This window comes from Sphingobium sp. 3R8 (assembly GCF_020166615.1).
Classification (GTDB): Bacteria; Pseudomonadota; Alphaproteobacteria; order Sphingomonadales; family Sphingomonadaceae; genus Sphingobium; species Sphingobium bisphenolicum.
This window is the reverse complement of the sequence record NZ_JAIQXR010000020.1, coordinates 15,990-32,286: the sequence shown is the minus strand read 5'-3', so window position 1 is coordinate 32,286 and position 16,297 is coordinate 15,990. Positions and strand designations below refer to the sequence as shown.

The 16,297-nt window shown below is 65.6% G+C and carries 21 protein-coding genes; 13 read left to right on the top strand and 8 right to left on the bottom strand.

Annotated elements, in window-relative coordinates; all coding sequences use genetic code 11:
- The first annotated feature begins 26 nt into the window (after positions 1-26).
- Entirely contained in the window at positions 27-602 is a 576-nt protein-coding gene (locus tag K9B33_RS17530; protein WP_224550360.1) for an FKBP-type peptidyl-prolyl cis-trans isomerase, read from the top strand.
- Between the two features lie 167 nt (positions 603-769).
- Here the strand turns inward: K9B33_RS17530 and K9B33_RS17525 are convergent, their stop codons facing one another.
- From K9B33_RS17525 to pyrE, 6 genes are all read right to left on the bottom strand, one after another.
- Positions 770-1,105, bottom strand: a complete 336-nt coding sequence (locus tag K9B33_RS17525) for a hypothetical protein (RefSeq protein WP_224550359.1) — start codon at positions 1,103-1,105, stop codon at positions 770-772.
- A gap of 135 nt (positions 1,106-1,240) precedes the next feature.
- Positions 1,241-2,326 carry an AI-2E family transporter gene (locus tag K9B33_RS17520; protein WP_224550358.1) on the bottom strand — a complete coding sequence of 362 codons (1,086 nt, stop codon included), beginning with the start codon at positions 2,324-2,326 and terminating at the stop codon, positions 1,241-1,243.
- A 20-nt stretch (positions 2,327-2,346) separates the two neighbouring features.
- Positions 2,347-3,228, bottom strand: coding sequence for a signal peptidase I (gene lepB / locus K9B33_RS17515; protein WP_411974037.1), 882 nt, complete (start codon positions 3,226-3,228; stop codon positions 2,347-2,349).
- Positions 3,229-3,257: 29 nt separating this feature from the next.
- Complete coding sequence (gene acpS / locus K9B33_RS17510) at positions 3,258-3,659, bottom strand: holo-ACP synthase (RefSeq protein WP_224550356.1); 402 nt, start codon at positions 3,657-3,659, stop codon at positions 3,258-3,260.
- A 13-nt stretch (positions 3,660-3,672) separates the two neighbouring features.
- Positions 3,673-4,401 (bottom strand): pyridoxine 5'-phosphate synthase, encoded by a 729-nt coding sequence (locus K9B33_RS17505; protein ID WP_224550355.1) that lies wholly within the window; start codon positions 4,399-4,401, stop codon positions 3,673-3,675.
- A 4-nt stretch (positions 4,402-4,405) separates the two neighbouring features.
- On the bottom strand, positions 4,406-4,987 hold the full coding sequence (gene pyrE / locus K9B33_RS17500; RefSeq protein ID WP_224550414.1) for an orotate phosphoribosyltransferase: 582 nt from the start codon (positions 4,985-4,987) through the stop codon (positions 4,406-4,408).
- 284 nt (positions 4,988-5,271) lie between these two features.
- Here pyrE and coxB point away from each other — a divergent pair, with 284 nt between their 5' ends.
- The 12 genes from coxB (at position 5,272) to K9B33_RS23180 (ending at position 15,581) form a co-directional block, all read left to right on the top strand.
- Entirely contained in the window at positions 5,272-6,273 is a 1,002-nt protein-coding gene (gene coxB / locus K9B33_RS17495; protein ID WP_224550354.1) for a cytochrome c oxidase subunit II, read from the top strand.
- A gap of 15 nt (positions 6,274-6,288) precedes the next feature.
- Positions 6,289-7,977 carry a cytochrome c oxidase subunit I gene (ctaD, locus tag K9B33_RS17490; protein ID WP_224550353.1) on the top strand — a complete coding sequence of 563 codons (1,689 nt, stop codon included), beginning with the start codon at positions 6,289-6,291 and terminating at the stop codon, positions 7,975-7,977.
- Between the two features lie 149 nt (positions 7,978-8,126).
- Positions 8,127-9,047: a heme o synthase gene (locus K9B33_RS17485; protein ID WP_224550413.1), complete on the top strand. Its 921-nt coding sequence runs from the start codon at positions 8,127-8,129 to the stop codon at positions 9,045-9,047.
- The gene (locus K9B33_RS23085; protein ID WP_263499628.1) at positions 9,044-9,172 is read left to right on the top strand and encodes a hypothetical protein; all 129 of its coding nucleotides are present in this window, start codon (positions 9,044-9,046) and stop codon (positions 9,170-9,172) included. Before K9B33_RS17485 ends, K9B33_RS23085 begins: the two co-directional genes overlap by 4 nt.
- Positions 9,172-9,747 carry a cytochrome c oxidase assembly protein gene (locus K9B33_RS17480; RefSeq protein ID WP_224550352.1) on the top strand — a complete coding sequence of 192 codons (576 nt, stop codon included), beginning with the start codon at positions 9,172-9,174 and terminating at the stop codon, positions 9,745-9,747. Before K9B33_RS23085 ends, K9B33_RS17480 begins: the two co-directional genes overlap by 1 nt.
- Positions 9,748-9,789: 42 nt before the next feature.
- On the top strand, positions 9,790-10,620 hold the full coding sequence (locus tag K9B33_RS17475) for a cytochrome c oxidase subunit 3 (RefSeq protein WP_224550351.1): 831 nt from the start codon (positions 9,790-9,792) through the stop codon (positions 10,618-10,620).
- Between the two features lie 85 nt (positions 10,621-10,705).
- Entirely contained in the window at positions 10,706-11,365 is a 660-nt protein-coding gene (locus K9B33_RS17470) for an SURF1 family protein (protein WP_224550350.1), read from the top strand.
- A gap of 44 nt (positions 11,366-11,409) precedes the next feature.
- Positions 11,410-12,810, top strand: coding sequence for a threonine synthase (thrC, locus tag K9B33_RS17465; protein WP_224550349.1), 1,401 nt, complete (start codon positions 11,410-11,412; stop codon positions 12,808-12,810).
- Between the two features lies 1 nt (position 12,811).
- Positions 12,812-13,681 (top strand): class I SAM-dependent methyltransferase, encoded by an 870-nt coding sequence (locus K9B33_RS17460; protein ID WP_129925651.1) that lies wholly within the window; start codon positions 12,812-12,814, stop codon positions 13,679-13,681.
- A gap of 76 nt (positions 13,682-13,757) precedes the next feature.
- Positions 13,758-14,369: a CHASE3 domain-containing protein gene (locus K9B33_RS23190; RefSeq protein WP_318011152.1), complete on the top strand. Its 612-nt coding sequence runs from the start codon at positions 13,758-13,760 to the stop codon at positions 14,367-14,369.
- Positions 14,255-15,229 carry a HAMP domain-containing protein gene (locus K9B33_RS23185; RefSeq protein WP_318011151.1) on the top strand — a complete coding sequence of 325 codons (975 nt, stop codon included), beginning with the start codon at positions 14,255-14,257 and terminating at the stop codon, positions 15,227-15,229. Before K9B33_RS23190 ends, K9B33_RS23185 begins: the two co-directional genes overlap by 115 nt.
- Positions 15,114-15,581, top strand: coding sequence for a GGDEF domain-containing protein (locus K9B33_RS23180; protein WP_318011149.1), 468 nt, complete (start codon positions 15,114-15,116; stop codon positions 15,579-15,581). Before K9B33_RS23185 ends, K9B33_RS23180 begins: the two co-directional genes overlap by 116 nt.
- 7 nt (positions 15,582-15,588) lie before the next feature.
- Here the strand turns inward: K9B33_RS23180 and K9B33_RS17450 are convergent, their stop codons facing one another.
- Together K9B33_RS17450 and K9B33_RS17445 are read right to left on the bottom strand one after the other, a co-directional pair.
- Positions 15,589-15,972, bottom strand: coding sequence for a nuclear transport factor 2 family protein (locus K9B33_RS17450; protein WP_224550348.1), 384 nt, complete (start codon positions 15,970-15,972; stop codon positions 15,589-15,591).
- 28 nt (positions 15,973-16,000) lie between these two features.
- Positions 16,001-16,294 carry an I78 family peptidase inhibitor gene (locus K9B33_RS17445; RefSeq protein WP_224550412.1) on the bottom strand — a complete coding sequence of 98 codons (294 nt, stop codon included), beginning with the start codon at positions 16,292-16,294 and terminating at the stop codon, positions 16,001-16,003.
- Positions 16,295-16,297 lie beyond the last annotated feature (3 nt).

Here is a 16,297-nt window from a genome sequence, read left to right as displayed (position 1 = left end):
TGCCCTAATTTGCGAGAGCATACGCCATGTCCACGACGGCCGTACCCCTTCGTCCTATCGCCAAGGGGTCGCTGACGCGTCTCTGGATCGGCGTCGCCGCCGTTGCGCTGGCGGCCGGCGGTCTCGCCTGGGCGGGACAACAGGGCGTCGATCCGTCGCCGGCGGCGTTCCTGACGCAGAACAGCCATGCCAGTGGCGTGGTGACCACCGAGTCCGGCCTGCAATATAAGATCCTGTCGGAGGGCACGGGCGCCAGCCCGACCCCCGCCGACGTGGCGCTGGTCGGCTATAAGGGCACATTGCTCGACGGCACGGTGTTCGACGAGAATCCGCAGGCGCCGATGCCGATCGACGGCGTCGTGCCGGGCTTCTCCGAAGGGCTGCAGAAGATGAAGAAGGGCGGCAAGTACCGCCTCTGGATTCCGCCGCAGCTGGGCTATGGCGACCAGGTCGCCGGCCCGATCCCGGCCGGCTCCGTGCTGGTGTTCGACGTCGAGCTGCACGACTTCAAGTCGAAGGCCGAACTGATGCAGTTGCAGCAGCAGATGCAGCAGCAACAGGGCGCGATGCCGCAGGGCGCCGGGCCGCAGCAGGGCAACTAGAGCGATTTCTAATCAGATGGAATCATCTGATGACTCGGAAATCGCGTAAAAACAAAAGCTGGAGCGGCTGATCCGATGCAATCGGATCGTAAATCGCTCTAGGCGGTCAAGCCAGGACGAATCGCGAAAAGGGGCCGGTTACCACGGCCCCTTTTTCTTTGCCCGAATCAGGCGTGGCCCTGGCAGACGCCGTCATCTTCGGCGCTGAGGCCAAAGGCCAGCGCATCCGCGCTGCCGATCTTCTCTTCGCCGGCGAACAGCTTGTCGAGCCGCGCCTTGATGTCGCGCCGATATTCGGCCGTAGCCACCGATCGCGGCGCCGACACTTCGATATCGCAGGCGATCGCGCCCTTGATGCGATCGACCGCGCTTTCGTCCAGCACGCCTGCGCGGCGCAATTCCAGGCATAGTTGCAACAGGCCGACTGCGGTCGCATGGGCGCGCAGGCCGACATTGCTCAGGTCGAAATGCAGCTTCTTCTGTTTGTCCAACGGGATAGCCATGGCGATGTCCTCTCCAATATTGTCCAGCCTATCATAATCCCAAGCGCTGGACAGGCCCTGCTGTTCCCGATCCGGTTCGACGGGCGCGCGAGCGAGGCAAGGGAGCGGACAGGCGCGTGGCCCCGCCGATCGCGGCTAGGCGTCGGGCGAAGGGAGGGGCGGCGTCGGATTCTGCGGTTTCAGCGCCTTGGAGCGTTCCTCCAGATAGACTTTGATCATCGCCACGATCGGATCGGCCAGGAACAGCCCCATGATACCGAACAGCGCACCGAACAATATCTGCGCGGCCAGCACCAGCGCAGGGGCCAGATCGGTGGCGCGTTTGGCCACCATCGGCACGATCAGATAGCCGTCGACGATCTGCACCGCCATATAGACGCCGAAGGCATAGAGGCCGGTATGCGTCCCGCCGGAAAAGCCCACGAGGATGATGAGGATGCCCGATATGATCGATCCGATATTGGGCAGGAACGCGAACAGGCCGGTCAATATGCCCAGCAAACCCGCCATCGGCACGCCGCCGGCCCACAGGAACAGCCACACGCCCACGCCTTCCACCGTCATGCCGATCAATCGCCCGAACATCAGGCGGCGCAGGGTCCAGCCCATCTTGTCGGCAACCGTATAGAAATGGGCGCGCTTCTCGATCGGCAGCATCCAGGCGACGCCGCGTTCGTATAATTTGGGTTCGACCGCGATGAAGATCGCCAGCACCAGCATCATGACGCCGCTGGTGATCGCGCCCACGGCCGTGCCGACCGCCGCGGTGACGCGTCCCATGCTGCTCATCGCCTGACTGGCGAGGCTCTTGAGGTCTTCGGGGGTGGTGGTGATGCCCAATTGCTGCATCCAGCCGCCGATTCGCGCCACCTGCGTCTCTACGATGGTGCGCATCGCCTGCGCCTGCGCGGCCAGGCTCGATCCGGTGAGGTAGAAAGTATAGACCATGAAGGCGACCGCGCCCAGCAGCACGATCGTCAGCCGCCATCCGCGCGGGATCGGCAGGACGCGGCCGATCAGTCGGGTGCCGCCGTCCATCATCGTCGCCAGCACCAGCGCGCCCATGACCAGCAGCAGCGGCTGCGCCAGCAAGGCCACCAGGCCGATGGCAACCGCCAGCGCAAACCAGACGCCGGCGCGCTTCAGTTCCTGCTGGACGAGCGGGCTGCGAACTTCGCTGGGACCGGGCAATTCGACATGATGCTCGTGCGCGTCGCTCAAAACCCGTTGCCCCTTTCAAATCATTGCGGGGGTGCAACGCTCTGCGGTCGCAGGCTGTTCCCGGCCCGGCCGCTGCGCAGCGCATGGACCCAGCTCAGCGGGTTCCAGGTCGCGTCGCCGTCCAGGCTGAAGGTGATGAACTCCGCCCGGCCGCCGATCGCCTCCCACGGCACTGGCCCGCCCAGCCCGTTTTCCTCCAGCGGTGCACGGCTGTCGGCGCTGTTGTCGCGATTGTCGCCCATCAGGAAGACATGGTCGGCCGGCACCCGCACCGGGCCATACCAGTCGAGCGCGCTCGGCCCCATGTCGATCGTCACATAGGTCTTGCCGTTGGGCAGGATCTCCTGCCGCACCGGCAGTTCGCAATAGTCCTTGCCGTCCTTGCCCGTCACCAATGCGCCGGGAAATTGCAGCGGCGGGCAGGGGGCGTTGCCATCGACGGCCAGGCGCAGGGGCTTGAGCATCTTCTGCTTCACCGCCACCCCGTTCAGGATCACCTGGCCGCCACGCACCTCGATGATGTCGCCGGGCAGGCCGATCACCCGCTTGATATAATCCTCGCGCCGGTTCTGCGGGCTGACGATGACGATGTCGCCGCGGTCGGGCAGGCGGCCCAGCACCCGGCCCTTCAGGAAGGGCAGGGGGTGGAAACTGGGCGAGACATAGGACCAGCCATAGGGAAATTTGCTCACCACCAGCCGGTCGCCGGTCAGCAGCACCGGCATCATCGATTCGCTGGGAATGTAGAAGGGCTTGGCGACGAAACTGTGGAACGCCAGCACTGCGAGGATCAGCAGGACGATGCTTTTCAGCTCGTGAAACCAGTTGACCGGGGATCGGGCGTCGCCGCCCTCGGGTTGCGCATCCGCGATTGTCTCTTCGGGCAGGTCGATGGCCGTCACGGGCGGGCTTTCGCTAGGGGGAAGGTTGCTCACTGGGGCAGGGCTTCGATGATGACGAAGGCCTGCGCCCATGGATGATCGTCGGTGAGCGTCAGGTGAATGACCGGCTTATGCCCCGCCGGAACCATCGATTCCAGCCGCGCCAGCGCACCGCCGGTCAGCCTGAGCGTCGGCGCGCCGGACGGGGCGTTGACCACGCCGATATCCTTCATGAACACGCCCGCCTTGAACCCGGTGCCGACCGCCTTGGAGAAAGCCTCCTTGGCGGCGAAGCGCTTGGCGAGGGTTCCTGCCTTGGTGAAGGGACGGCGATTGCCCTTGGCCTGCTCGACCTCGGTGAAGACGCGCTGTTCGAAGCGCTGTCCGAAGCGGTCGAGCGAGTTCTGGATACGCTCGATATTGCAAAGGTCGGAGCCGAGGCCGATGATCACGCGCCCCTCACTTTCACCGCGCCAGGTCCATCTGCCGCCGCATCTCGCGGATACTGCCTTCCAGCCCGCCGAAGATCGCCTCGCCGATCAGGAAATGGCCGATATTGAGTTCGGCGACCTGCGGAATGGCGGCGATCGGCGCGACATTGTCGAAGGTCAGGCCATGGCCCGCATGGGGTTCGATCCCGTTCTTGGCCGCCAGCGCCGCGGCGTCGGCGATCCGGCGCAGTTCGGCCGCGCGCGCCTCGCCGGTCAGGTGCGCATAGGCGCCGGTGTGGAACTCCACCACCGGCGCGCCCAGCCGGATCGCCGCGTCGATCTGGGCTGCGTCCGCCTCGATGAACAGGCTGACGCGAATCCCCGCCGCGCTCAACGCCGCGACGATGGGCCTCAACGTCTCATACTGCCCGGCCGCGTCCAGCCCGCCCTCGGTCGTGCGCTCCTCGCGCTTTTCCGGCACGATGCAGGCGGCGTGCGGCCGGTAGCGCAGGGCGATGTCCAGCATCTCCTGCGTCGCGGCCATCTCCAGATTGAGCGGCACGGTCAGCGCCGCCATCAGCGTGGCGATATCCTCGTCGCGGATATGCCGCCGATCCTCGCGCAGATGCGCGGTGATGCCGTCCGCTCCGGCCTTTGCCGCCAGCAGCGCGGCCTTGACCGGATCGGGATGCGCGCCCCCGCGCGCGTTGCGGATGGTCGCCACATGGTCGATATTGACGCCAAGGCGCAGGGGCGTGGTCATCGCTCTATTGCTTCCGGCTACCGGGCTTCATCGCCGGGATCGCCGCCAGTTCGGGTGGGATCGCATCGGCTTCATAGACCGGGAAGTTGATCGACACGAGCGGATAGAAGGGGACGCCCAGATCCACTTCGCCCGCCGACCGGTCGACCAGCGCGACTTCGGCAACGACGATGCCGCCCTCCGCCTCGACCGCTTCGATCGCCTGGCGCGAGGACAGGCCGGTGGTCACGACGTCCTCGACCATCAGCACCTTCTGTCCCGGCGTGATCGCAAAGCCGCGGCGCAGCTCGAACACGCCCTCGGGCCGCTCCAGGAACACCGCATCCTTGTCCAGCGCGCGGCCGACTTCATGGCCGATGATCAGGCCGCCCATCGCCGGCGACACCACCAGATCGATCTCCTGCCGTACTTCGCGCGGTAATTTCTGCACCGTGGCGCGGGCCAGCTTGCCGGCCCGTTCGGCGTTCATCAGCACGCGCGCGCATTGCAGATAATTGGCGCTGCGTCGCCCGGACGACAGGATGAAATGTCCTTCGAGCAGCGCCCCCGCCGCCCGGAATTCCGCCAATACTTCCTCGTCTGTCATGCCGTCATATGTCCTGTCGCGCGGCCCGGCGCGTCTCTGCGCGGCCCGCCAATCCATCAGCACGACGCACCTGTGGCGCGCCATGATCGCGCCCCTGTGCGCGGACCAGCGAAATAGGCGGCCAAGGGGAGCGTTGCAACAGCGAAGAAAATCTGCTCCTGCGTGCTTGAGGCACGGGAAAACCATGCCTATAAGCCGCGGCAGAACCGACCGGACGAGGATCATGCGCTTCATGCGTGTCTTCGTTGCAGCGGCGCCAAGGGGTTACGGGGTAAGAAGACGCTATGAAAAAGGTGAAATCGCTCGTTCTCGCCGGGTTGTTGGCCTTCGCGCCAGCACTCGGGTTGAACGGACATGCGCTGGCGCAGGACAATGCCGTCGCTGCCGCACCGGCTGCGGCCAATGCCGCCGCGCCGGCCGAATCGGCCAACGCCGCCGAGGCTGCGCCCGCCGCCACGGTGGCTGCGCCGCCGCGGATGAAGCCGACCGAAGGCATCGGTATGCCCAGACCGGGCGAATTCACCCTGCAGGAACAGTTTACCTCGACCGGCCACACCGCGCGCTGGTTGCATGACAAGATGCTGATCCCGCTGATTTTCGCGATCTCCATCTTCGTGCTGATCCTGATGCTCTATGCGATGTGGAAATTCCGTCGCAGCGCCAACCCGATCCCGTCGAAGACCGCACACAACACCATGATCGAAGTGATCTGGACCGTGCTGCCGGTCGTGATCCTGCTGGTCGTCGCGGTCCCCTCGATCGGTTTGCTCGCCGACCAGTATAAGCCTGCGCCCAAGGACGCCGTCGTCGTCAAGGTGACCGGCTACCAATGGTATTGGGGCTATGAATATCCCGACAACGGCATTCCCGAGTTCGTCTCCAACATGCTGCCGGAAGACAAGGCGAAGGCCAATGGCGAGCCCTATCTGCTCGCGCCCGACAATCGTCTGGTCCTGCCCGCCGGCCGTCCGATCAAGCTGATCATCACCGGCGCCGACGTGATCCACGCCTTCGCTGTGCCCTCGCTGTGGGTGAAGATGGACGCCGTTCCGGGCCGCCTGAACGAGAAGAGCTTCACCATCGACAAGCCCGGCGTCTATTACGGCCAATGTTCGGAACTGTGCGGCGCGCGCCACGGCTTCATGCCGATCGCGATCGAAGCGCTGCCGCCGGCCCAGTTCGACCAGTGGGTGCTGTCGCAGGGCGGCAAGCCCGCCGGCGCAGCGGCAGCGGAGAAGACGGCTGACGCCGCGCCCGCAGCCCCCGCCGCCGACAAGAAAATCTGATCAGGGTAGGAAGCCATGACAACCATCACCGCAGATCATCACGGCGACCACGCCCACGATCACGATCATCACGATGCCGATCATAAGCCAGCCTTCTTCCAGCGCTGGTTCATGTCCACCAACCATAAGGACATCGGCACCCTCTACCTGATCTTCGCGATCGTCGCGGGCATCATCGGTGGCGGCATTTCCGGCCTGATGCGCGCCGAACTCGCGCATCCCGGCATCCAGTATCTGCACACATGGGCCATGATGATGGACGGCCCGGAAGCGACGCTGGACCAGGCCTATCACCTCTGGAACGTGCTGATCACCGCCCACGGCCTCATCATGGTCTTCTTCATGGTGATGCCCGCGATGATCGGCGGCTTTGGCAACTGGTTCGTGCCGATCATGATCGGCGCGCCGGACATGGCCTTCCCGCGGATGAACAATGTCAGCTTCTGGCTGCTCATCCCCGCCTTCGCCCTGCTGCTCGGCTCGACCTTCGTCCCCGGCGGCACCGGCAATGGCGCGGGCACCGGCTGGACGGTCTATGCCCCGCTCTCGACCAGCGGCTCGGCAGGCCCGGCCGTCGACATGGCGATCCTGTCGCTCCACATCGCGGGCGCGTCCTCGATCCTGGGCGCGATCAACTTCATCACCACCATCCTCAACATGCGCGCGCCGGGCATGACCCTGCACAAGATGCCGCTGTTCGTCTGGTCGGTGCTGGTCACCGCCTTCCTGCTGCTGCTCGCGCTGCCCGTCCTGGCCGCCGCGATCACCATGCTGCTGACCGATCGTAACTTCGGCACCACCTTCTACGACGCGGCCGGCGGCGGCGATCCCGAACTCTACCAGCATCTCTTCTGGTTCTTCGGCCACCCCGAAGTCTATATCATGATCCTGCCGGGCTTCGGCATCGTCAGCCAGATCATTTCCACCTTCAGCCGCAAGCCCGTCTTCGGCTATCTCGGCATGGCCTACGCCATGGTCGCGATCGGCGTGGTCGGCTTCGTCGTCTGGGCGCACCATATGTTCACCACCGGCATGTCGGTGAATGTGAAGATGTATTTCACCGCCGCGACGATGGTCATCGCCGTTCCCACGGGCATCAAGATCTTCTCGTGGATCGCGACCATCTGGGGCGGATCGATCAGCTTCAAGACCCCCATGGTCTGGGCGCTGGGCTTCATCTTCCTCTTCACCGTGGGCGGCGTCACCGGCGTCGTGCTGGCCAATGGCGGCGTCGACGACGTGCTGCACGACACCTATTATGTCGTCGCGCACTTCCACTACGTCCTCTCGCTGGGCGCGGTATTCGGCCTGTTCGCCGGCTTCTACTACTGGTTCCCGAAAATGTCGGGCAAGATGTACAACGAGTTCCTCGGCCAGTTGCACTTCTGGGTGTTCTTCATCGGCGTGAACCTGCTGTTCTTCCCGATGCACTTCCTGGGCCTGTCGGGCATGCCGCGTCGCTACCCCGACTATCCGGCCGCGTTCGAAAAATGGAACACGCTGGCCAGCCACGGCTATGAGATCATGGCCGCCGGCATGCTGATCTTCTTCGTCAATCTGATCTGGTCGCTCGCGGCCGGCAAGAAGGCGGTCGGCAATCCCTGGGGCGAAGGCGCGACGACGCTGGAATGGACGCTGTCCAGCCCGCCGCCCTATCACCAGTTCGAAACCCTGCCGGTCATCGACGACAATGCCCATCATTGATCGGGCAGTCGACTGATCGCAAAAGAATAGGGGCGTCCCGGTTGGCCGGGCGCCCCACGGGCAGGGCCGGCCGGGTATCCGCTGGTGAGGCCGTTGCCCAGATCAGCCCGGCCGTGTAACAGCGCCGGGCTGAACCCATGAGGGAGATTATGGCCAGTTCGCCGTTCGTGACCGGGGCAGAAGCCCCCACGCTGCCTGCCCATTGGCGGGATTTCGTAGCGCTGACCAAGCCCAGAGTCATGACCCTGGTCGTGTTCACGGGCCTGTGCGGTCTGCTGGCGGCGCCGGGGCATATCCACCCGATCCTCGCCTTCACCGCCATATTGTGCATCGCCATCGGCGCGGGCGCCGCCGCGGCGCTCAACCAGTGGTATGAGGCCGATATCGACGCCAAGATGAAGCGCACCGCCAACCGGCCGCTGCCCGCGGGCCGGATGGACCGGCAATCGGCGCTGCATTTCGGCGTCGGCCTCTCCTTCTTCTCGGTCATCCTGATCGGCATGGCGACCAACTGGCTCGCCGCCGTCGTGCTGGCCGTCTCGATTCTCTTCTACGTGTTCGTCTACACCATCTGGCTCAAGCCCCGGACGGCGCAGAATATCGTCATCGGCGGCGCGGCCGGCGCTTTCCCGCCCGTCATCGGCTGGGCCGCCGTCACCGGCGACATCAGCGCGCTGCCCGTCGCCCTGTTCATGCTGATCTTCTTCTGGACGCCGCCCCATTTCTGGGCGCTCGCCCTGTTCGTGAAGACCGATTACGCCGCCGCCGGCATCCCGATGCTGCCCGTCGTGTCGGGCGAAGTCGTCACCCGCCGCCAGATCTGGGCCTATACCGCGATCATGGCGGCCGCCGCGATGGCGCCGGTGCTGCTGCAACTGACCGGCATCGTCTACGGAACGGCGGCGCTGCTCGGCACCGCGCTGTTCGCCGTCTTCGCCTTCCAGGTCTATCGCCGCCGCGAAAGCGATCCGGCGCGGATGCAGCCCGAACGGCGGCTGTTCAAATATTCGATCCTCTATCTCTTCCTGCTGTTCGGGGCGGTGGTCGTCGACCGCTGGCTGCTCGCATGACGCCGGAAGAGCTGGAGAAGGTCCGCGCGCGGCAGAAGTCCCGCGCGCTGGTGATGGGCCTGCTGCTGGGCGCGCTCGTCCTGCTCTTCTACGGCATCACCATCGCCAAAATGGGTGGTGACTGATGGCCACTCTCCCGCCGTCCCCGTTCGATCGCGACCGTCGCAACCGGCGCACGCTGGTCGCCATGGCGACGGTCGGCCTGGCGATGCTGGGCCTGGGCTTCGCCTCGGTCCCGCTCTACCGCATCTTCTGCGAACAGACCGGTTTTGGCGGCACGACCAAGCGGGCCGCCGCCGATGTCCAGGTGCAGGCGGCGGTCGGCCATACCATGTCCATCCGCTTCGATTCCAACGTCCAGCCCGGCATGCCGTGGCAATTCTACCCCGAACATCGGACGGATACCGTCACCATCGGGCGCAAGGACATGGCGATCTTCATCGCCAGGAACATGTCGGACAAACCGGTAACCGGCACCGCCAGCTTCAACGTCACGCCGACGCAGGCGGGCGCCTATTTCACCAAGATCCAGTGTTTCTGCTTCACCCAGCAGACGCTCCAGCCCGGCGAGGAAGTCCGTATGCCGGTGCTGTATTTTGTCGATCCGAAGATATTGCAGGATCCCGACAACAAGGACACCCAACAAATTACCTTGAGCTATACCTTCTACCCTGTTGAGCAGGGCGGGAAGCCAAGCTAAGGCAAGCATCAGATAACGCGAACCGCGAACAGGGAAGAGACGATGGCAGGCGCCAAGAACCACGATTATCATATCCTTCCGCCCAGCATCTGGCCGCTCTTCGGCTCCATGTCGGCGCTGGTCATGGCATTTGGCGCGATCATGTGGATGCATCCCGACGCGCTACCGGCCGGGGGCGGCTGGGTGTTCCTGCTGGGCGTCGCCGGCGTGCTGTTCACCTTCTACAGCTGGTGGGCCAATGTCATCGCCGAAGCCCATGCGGGTGACCATACGCCGGTGGTGCAACTGCACCTGCGCTACGGCATGATCCTGTTCATCGCCTCGGAAGTGATGTTCTTCGTCGGCTGGTTCTGGGCCTTTTTCGACTTCTCGCTCTTCCCCAGCGCGCTCGCGCCGATCGAAGGCATGTTCCCGTCAAAGGGCATCGAGGTCATGAACGCGTTCGAGCTGCCCCTGCTCAACACGCTGATCCTGCTCTGCTCGGGCACCACCGTCACCTGGGCGCATCATGCGCTGATCCATGGCGACCGCGACGGCCTGAAAAAAGGTCTGTGGTGCACCATCCTGCTCGGCCTGCTCTTCTCCTCGATCCAGGCCTATGAATATATCCATGCGCCCTTCCCGTTCGGCGGATCGCCCTACAGCTCGGGCTTCTACATGGCGACCGGCTTCCATGGCTTCCACGTCATCGTCGGCACGATCTTCCTGATCGTCAATCTGGTGCGCGTCTATAAGGGCCACTTCACCCCGCGCCAGCATTTCGGCTTCGAAGCCGCCGCCTGGTACTGGCATTTCGTCGACGTGGTCTGGCTGTTCCTCTTCGTCGCCATCTATGTCTGGGGCGGCTGGGGCGCGCCGGTCCACGGCGGCTGATCGACCGTCAGTCACTGATGACAAGACGGCCGGGGCGATGCTCCGGCCGTTTTCTTTTGCCCCGTCGGCCGCTACAAGGACATTCATGACCGATCAGCCCGCACCCGCCCGAACCCCGCTGATCGCCACGATCATCGTCGCGCTCGCGGTGCTGACGATGATCGCCCTTGGCGTCTGGCAACTCCAGCGCCGCGGCGAAAAGGAGCAGGCGCTGGCGCTCGCCGCCGCCAATCCCGGCCGGCCTGCCGTCGCCTTCCCGATGCTTCCGCCGGTCGCGCCCGACCTGCTCTTCCGTCCCTCGTCGGTCCATTGCCTGCGCGTGGTCGGCTGGCGGATCGAGGCGGGTCGCGCCGCCGACGGATCGACCGGCTATCGTCATATCGCGCAATGTGCGACCGGGGCGGAGGGGCCGGGCGCGCTGGTCGCGATCGGCGTGGGGCAAAAGCCCGACGACAAGCCGAACTGGACCGGCGGGCAGGTATCAGGCTGGATTTCGGAGGAGCCGGACCACCGCGCCCTGCTATCGCGGATCGGCGGCAAGGCGACGCCGCTGCGCCCGATGCTGATCGCGCGGCAGGCGCCCGCCGGCCTCAAGCCCGCGGCACCGCCCAGCGCCGCCGACGTGCCCAACAACCATCTTGCCTATGCGGTGCAATGGTTCTTCTTCGCCGCCGTGGCGCTGATCATCTATATATTGGCGCTGCGCCGCCGCAATGCACCGCCAAAGCCGCCGCCATCCGCCTAATCGCTTGCTCCCGCGCGCGCGGGTCGCTACCGCGCTTTCCCATTATGCAATATCAGAGCACCAGGGGGAGCGCGCCCGCGCTCGGTTTCGAGGATGTGACGCTGGCCGGGCTGGCGTCCGATGGCGGCCTGTATCTGCCGACTAGCTGGCCCGCCTTCTCGACCGACCAGATTCGCGCCCTTGCCGGCCTGTCCTATGTCGAAACCGCCGTCCGGGTCATGGCGCCCTTCGTCGCGGGATCGCTCCACGAAGACGAACTGCGCGAGCTGTGCACCGCCGCCTATGGCCGTTTCAGCCATCAGGCCGTGACCCCGCTGGTGCAGCTCGATCATCAAAACTGGCTGCTCGAACTCTTCCACGGCCCCACGCTCGCCTTCAAGGACGTCGCGCTCCAGTTGCTCGGCCAGCTGTTCGAAAGATTCCTGTCGCGCCGCGACGATCACCTGACCATCGTCGGCGCGACCTCGGGCGATACCGGGTCGGCCGCGATCGACGCGGTCGCGGGACGCGAGAAGGTCGACATCTTCATGCTCCATCCCGAAGGTCGGGTGTCGGACGTCCAGCGTCGCCAGATGACCACCGTGCTGGCCCCCAACGTCTATAACATCGCGATCGAAGGCAGCTTCGACGATGCGCAGGCGCTGGTGAAGGCGATGTTCAACGACGCGGATTTCAAGAGCCGCTTCAATCTGTCCGCCGTGAATTCGATCAACTGGGCACGGCTGATGGCGCAGGTCGTCTATTATTTCTACGCCGCCGTGCGCCTGGGCGCGCCGGAGCGGGAGGTCGCCTTCTCCGTCCCCACCGGCAATTTCGGTGACGTGTTCGCGGGCTATGTCGCGGCGAAGATGGGCCTGCCGGTCGCGAAGCTGATCGTCGCGACCAACGTCAACGACATCTTGCACCGGGCCTTGTCCGAAGGCGATTACAGCCAGGGCCAGGTCGTGCCGACCGCCACCCCCAGCATGGACATCCAGGTCAGCTCCAATTTCGAACGCCTGCTGTTCGACGCCGGCGGCCGCGACGGCCTGGCGCTGGCGGAGCAGATGCGCGGCTTCGAAACCAGCAAGGCGATGCGCCTGACCAACGCCCAGCGCGAAGGCGCGGCGCATCTGTTCAGTTCCGCCCGCGTCGATGCCGACGGCATGACGATGGCGATGCGCTGGGCCTATGACGGCGCAGGGCAGATCCTCGACCCGCACAGCGCGATCGGCCTCGCCGCCGCGCGCGAAGCGGGCATCGATGCGCACATCCCGGTTGTCACGCTGGCGACCGCCCACCCCGCCAAGTTCCGCGACGCCGTCGAACGCGCGACCGGCACCCGCCCGCCGCTCCCCGCGCGCGTCGGCGACCTGTTCGCGCGCGAGGAAAGCTACGCCAAGCTGCCCGGCACGTTCGAGGCGGTCACCGCCTATGTCGCCGAACGCGCGACCCCGCGCGGCTAAGTTGGAACTCAAGACCCTTATCGGCGAGCCATGGTCCGATTACGGCCTGCTCGACAGCGGCGACGGGCGGAAGCTGGAACGCTATGGCCGCTTCCGCTTCATCCGCCCCGAACCGCAGGCGATGTGGAAGCCCGCGACGACCGACTGGCGCGCCGACGGCGAGTTCATTCCCGGATCGGACGAGGATGGCGGCGGCCGCTGGTATTATGAAAAGCCGGTCCCGGCCGAAGGCTGGCCGCTCCACTGGCGCGAAGTCACCTTCCAGTCGAGCTGCACTCCCTTCCGCCATCTCGGCTTCTTCCCCGACATGGCGCCGATCTGGGACGATCTGCGCGCCACCTATGCCGACAAGCCCGATGCCGAGGTCATGAACCTGTTCGGCTATACCGGCGTCGGCACGCTGGCCCTGTCGGCCGGCGGCGCGCGCATGGTCCATGTCGATGCGTCGAAGAAATCGGTGGCGCAGGCCCGCGCCAATGCCGACCTGTCGGGCATGGCGGACAAGCCCGTCCGCTGGATCGTCGAGGACGCCGCCAAGTTCGTCGCCCGCGAGGTGCGCCGCAACCGCCGCTATGACGGCATATTGCTCGATCCGCCCAAATATGGCCGCGGTCCCGACGGCGAAGTGTGGCGGCTGGAGGAAGACCTGCCCGGCCTGATCGCCAATTGCCGTGCGCTGCTGGATGCCGACAGCCGCTTCCTGTTCCTCACCGTCTATGCCGTGCGCATGTCGGCGCTGGCGATCGGCGAATTGCTGCGCCAGGCCTTTGCCGACCTGCCCGGCACCGTGGAAGCGGGCGAGCTGGCGGTGCGCGAGGAAGCGCGCGGCATCGCCCTGCCGACCGCGATCTGGGCCCGCTGGAAGCGCTAAGCGCGCGCTTGGTCGCGCAATATAGATTTTGGTAACCATTTGGGCGCAAGCATCGCGGCTTACAGGCAGGTCGCGCATGTTCACATCTATTACCGCCCGGATTGCCGCCTTTGGCGCGCTGGTCCTCATCGCCTTGCTGGCGCTCATCTGGATGCTGGTGGATGCGTCGATCCAGACCCGCGACAGTTTTCGCTGGGTCACCCATTCGGCCGAAGTGATCGAGACGATGGACGATGCGCTGGTGGCGCTGCGCGAGGCGGAATCGGCGCAGCGCGGCTTCGTCCTGACCCGCAACGCCAGCTTTGCCGACCCGACCGACGCCCGGATCGCCGATGCGCGCCAGTCGATGGCCCGGCTGGTGCGATTGACCGCCGATAATCGGGCGCAGAATATACGGGCTCGGGACGTGCAGGCGCTGGCGGAACGGCGGGCCACCCTGTTGCGCGATACGCTGGAACAGGCACGGCGCGGCCAATTCGATGCGGCTCGCGGTTCCATCGCTGCGGGCACCGGGCGCGACCTCATGACCATGTTGTCGCTGCGCGCGACAGTTTTCTCAGCGAAGAGCGCGCCTTGCGTATCACGCGGATCGCGGCGGCGGACAGCCGCCTGGCCTGGGTCAGGCAATTGGCGCTGGTCGGCGGTCCGTTGCTGGCGCTCGCGATCCTGTCGATATCGCTGCTCCTGATCTGGGGCATCCGCCAGCCACTGGGCCTCATCCATCAGGCGATGACGGCGCTGGGTCGCGGGGATCGCGACAGGCGCGTCACCGCGACGATGGGATCGCGGGAATTTGCGCAGCTCGCCCATGGCTACAACGCCATGGCCGATCAGTTGCAGGCCGCCATTGCCGATCAGGGTCGCAGCGCGCAGGACTTGCAGGCCGCCCATGCACAATTGCTGCGCAACAGCGACACGCTGCAGGAGCGGGGCGAGGTGATCGAACTGCTCGGCGGCATGGCCCACCGGATGCAGGCGGCGCGCACCGACGAGGAACTGGCGCAGGTCATCCGCGTTTTCGTGCCGCGCGTGCTGCCGGGGGTTCCGGGTGCGCTCTATGCCCATAATAACAGCCGCAACCTGCTGGTTCCGATCACGGGATGGAACGGATTCCAGCCGCGTGAAGAGGGGTTCGCCCCCGATCAGTGCTGGGCGCTGCGCCGGGGACAGAGTCATTTCGTTGCGCAGCCGGGGGGCGACATCGTCTGCTCCCATGTCGACGCCGACCTGCTCTATCATTGCGAACCGCTGTTGGCTGGGGGCGAAGTGATCGGCACCCTTTATCTTCAGGGCGTGGTGCAGGAGGAAAGCCGCTTCCGCCTGACCGTGATGGCGGAAAATATCAGCTCCGCCCTCGTCAACCATCGCCTCCAGCGGGGCTTGCGCGAACAGACGATCCGCGATCCGCACCGGCCTGTTCAATCGCCGCTACATGCAGGAATCGCTGGCGATCGAGATCGCGCGGGCGCGCCGTTCGGGCGCACCGCTCAGCGTGGTCATGTGCGACATCGACCATTTCAAGCGGTTCAACGACGAATTCGGCCATGATGCGGGCGATACGGTGCTGCAGTCGGTCGCCACCGAAATGCGCAGCCGTTTCCGTGATGGCGACATCGTCTGCCGTTATGGCGGGGAGGAATTTGCCGTCATCGCGCCGGGCGCCACGGCGCAGGCGCTGGCTGCGCGGGTCGAAATGGTGCGCAAGGGGATCATGGAAATCGTGCTCCGCCAGGGGGGCCGGGCGCTGGGATCGACCAGCATGTCCTTCGGCATCGCCAGTTGGGACGACAAGATGGCGATCGACGGATCGACGCTGGTGCAGGCCGCCGACGCGGCGCTCTACCGGGCCAAGCGCGAGGGCCGCAACCGCGCCGTGATCGACCTGCCGGCCGCCGCCTGAGCCGTTCTCACGCCAACGTCAGGTAGAGTTCCGCCTCGATCACCCATTGTCCGCCGACCCCGCGCCATTTGGCGCTGTAGCTGCCCGACGCCTGGATGACGCCATCGACGACGCCCTGCCAGACCCCATGCTCCATCGCGATCGGCTCCACCGGCGACGCAACGATGCTTTCGGGCGTGCGGGTGTAGATCATGCGCGGCTTGGCGGCGAACTCCCGCTTCCACGCCATCAACTGCGCCTTGCGCCCCGCGATCACTGCGCTGTCGGTGCCGGTGACCATGACGACGTCCATCGCCAGCAGTGGTCCGATGGCAGCAAGGTCTGCCTCCGCCAGCGCCCGGTTGAACGCCGCGCGCGCCAGACGAATGGCAAGGTCGGCCGTGGCGGTCATTTCCAGATAAAACTCTCGATCCGTTTGATTACCCGCAGCGCGCCGACATAATCACCATCGCCGCGTCATAACTCACGGTCAGCCGGTCCGGCCGGAAATCCATCGTCATCGCCATGCCCGGTCCGCCCCAGCGCAAGCTTTTCGCGCCCGACGCCTTCAGCAAGGCCGCGCCGACCTGCGCGCTCGCCTTCTGCCCGACGAAGCTGTCGAGGCCCGCATTCTGGCACGGTCCTTCGGCGACGGCCGGCGGCGTTTCCGGCCCCGGCCCATTCGCGCCCACACAGGCGGTCAGGCCCAGAACCATCAGGCCCGCAACCGTCATCCG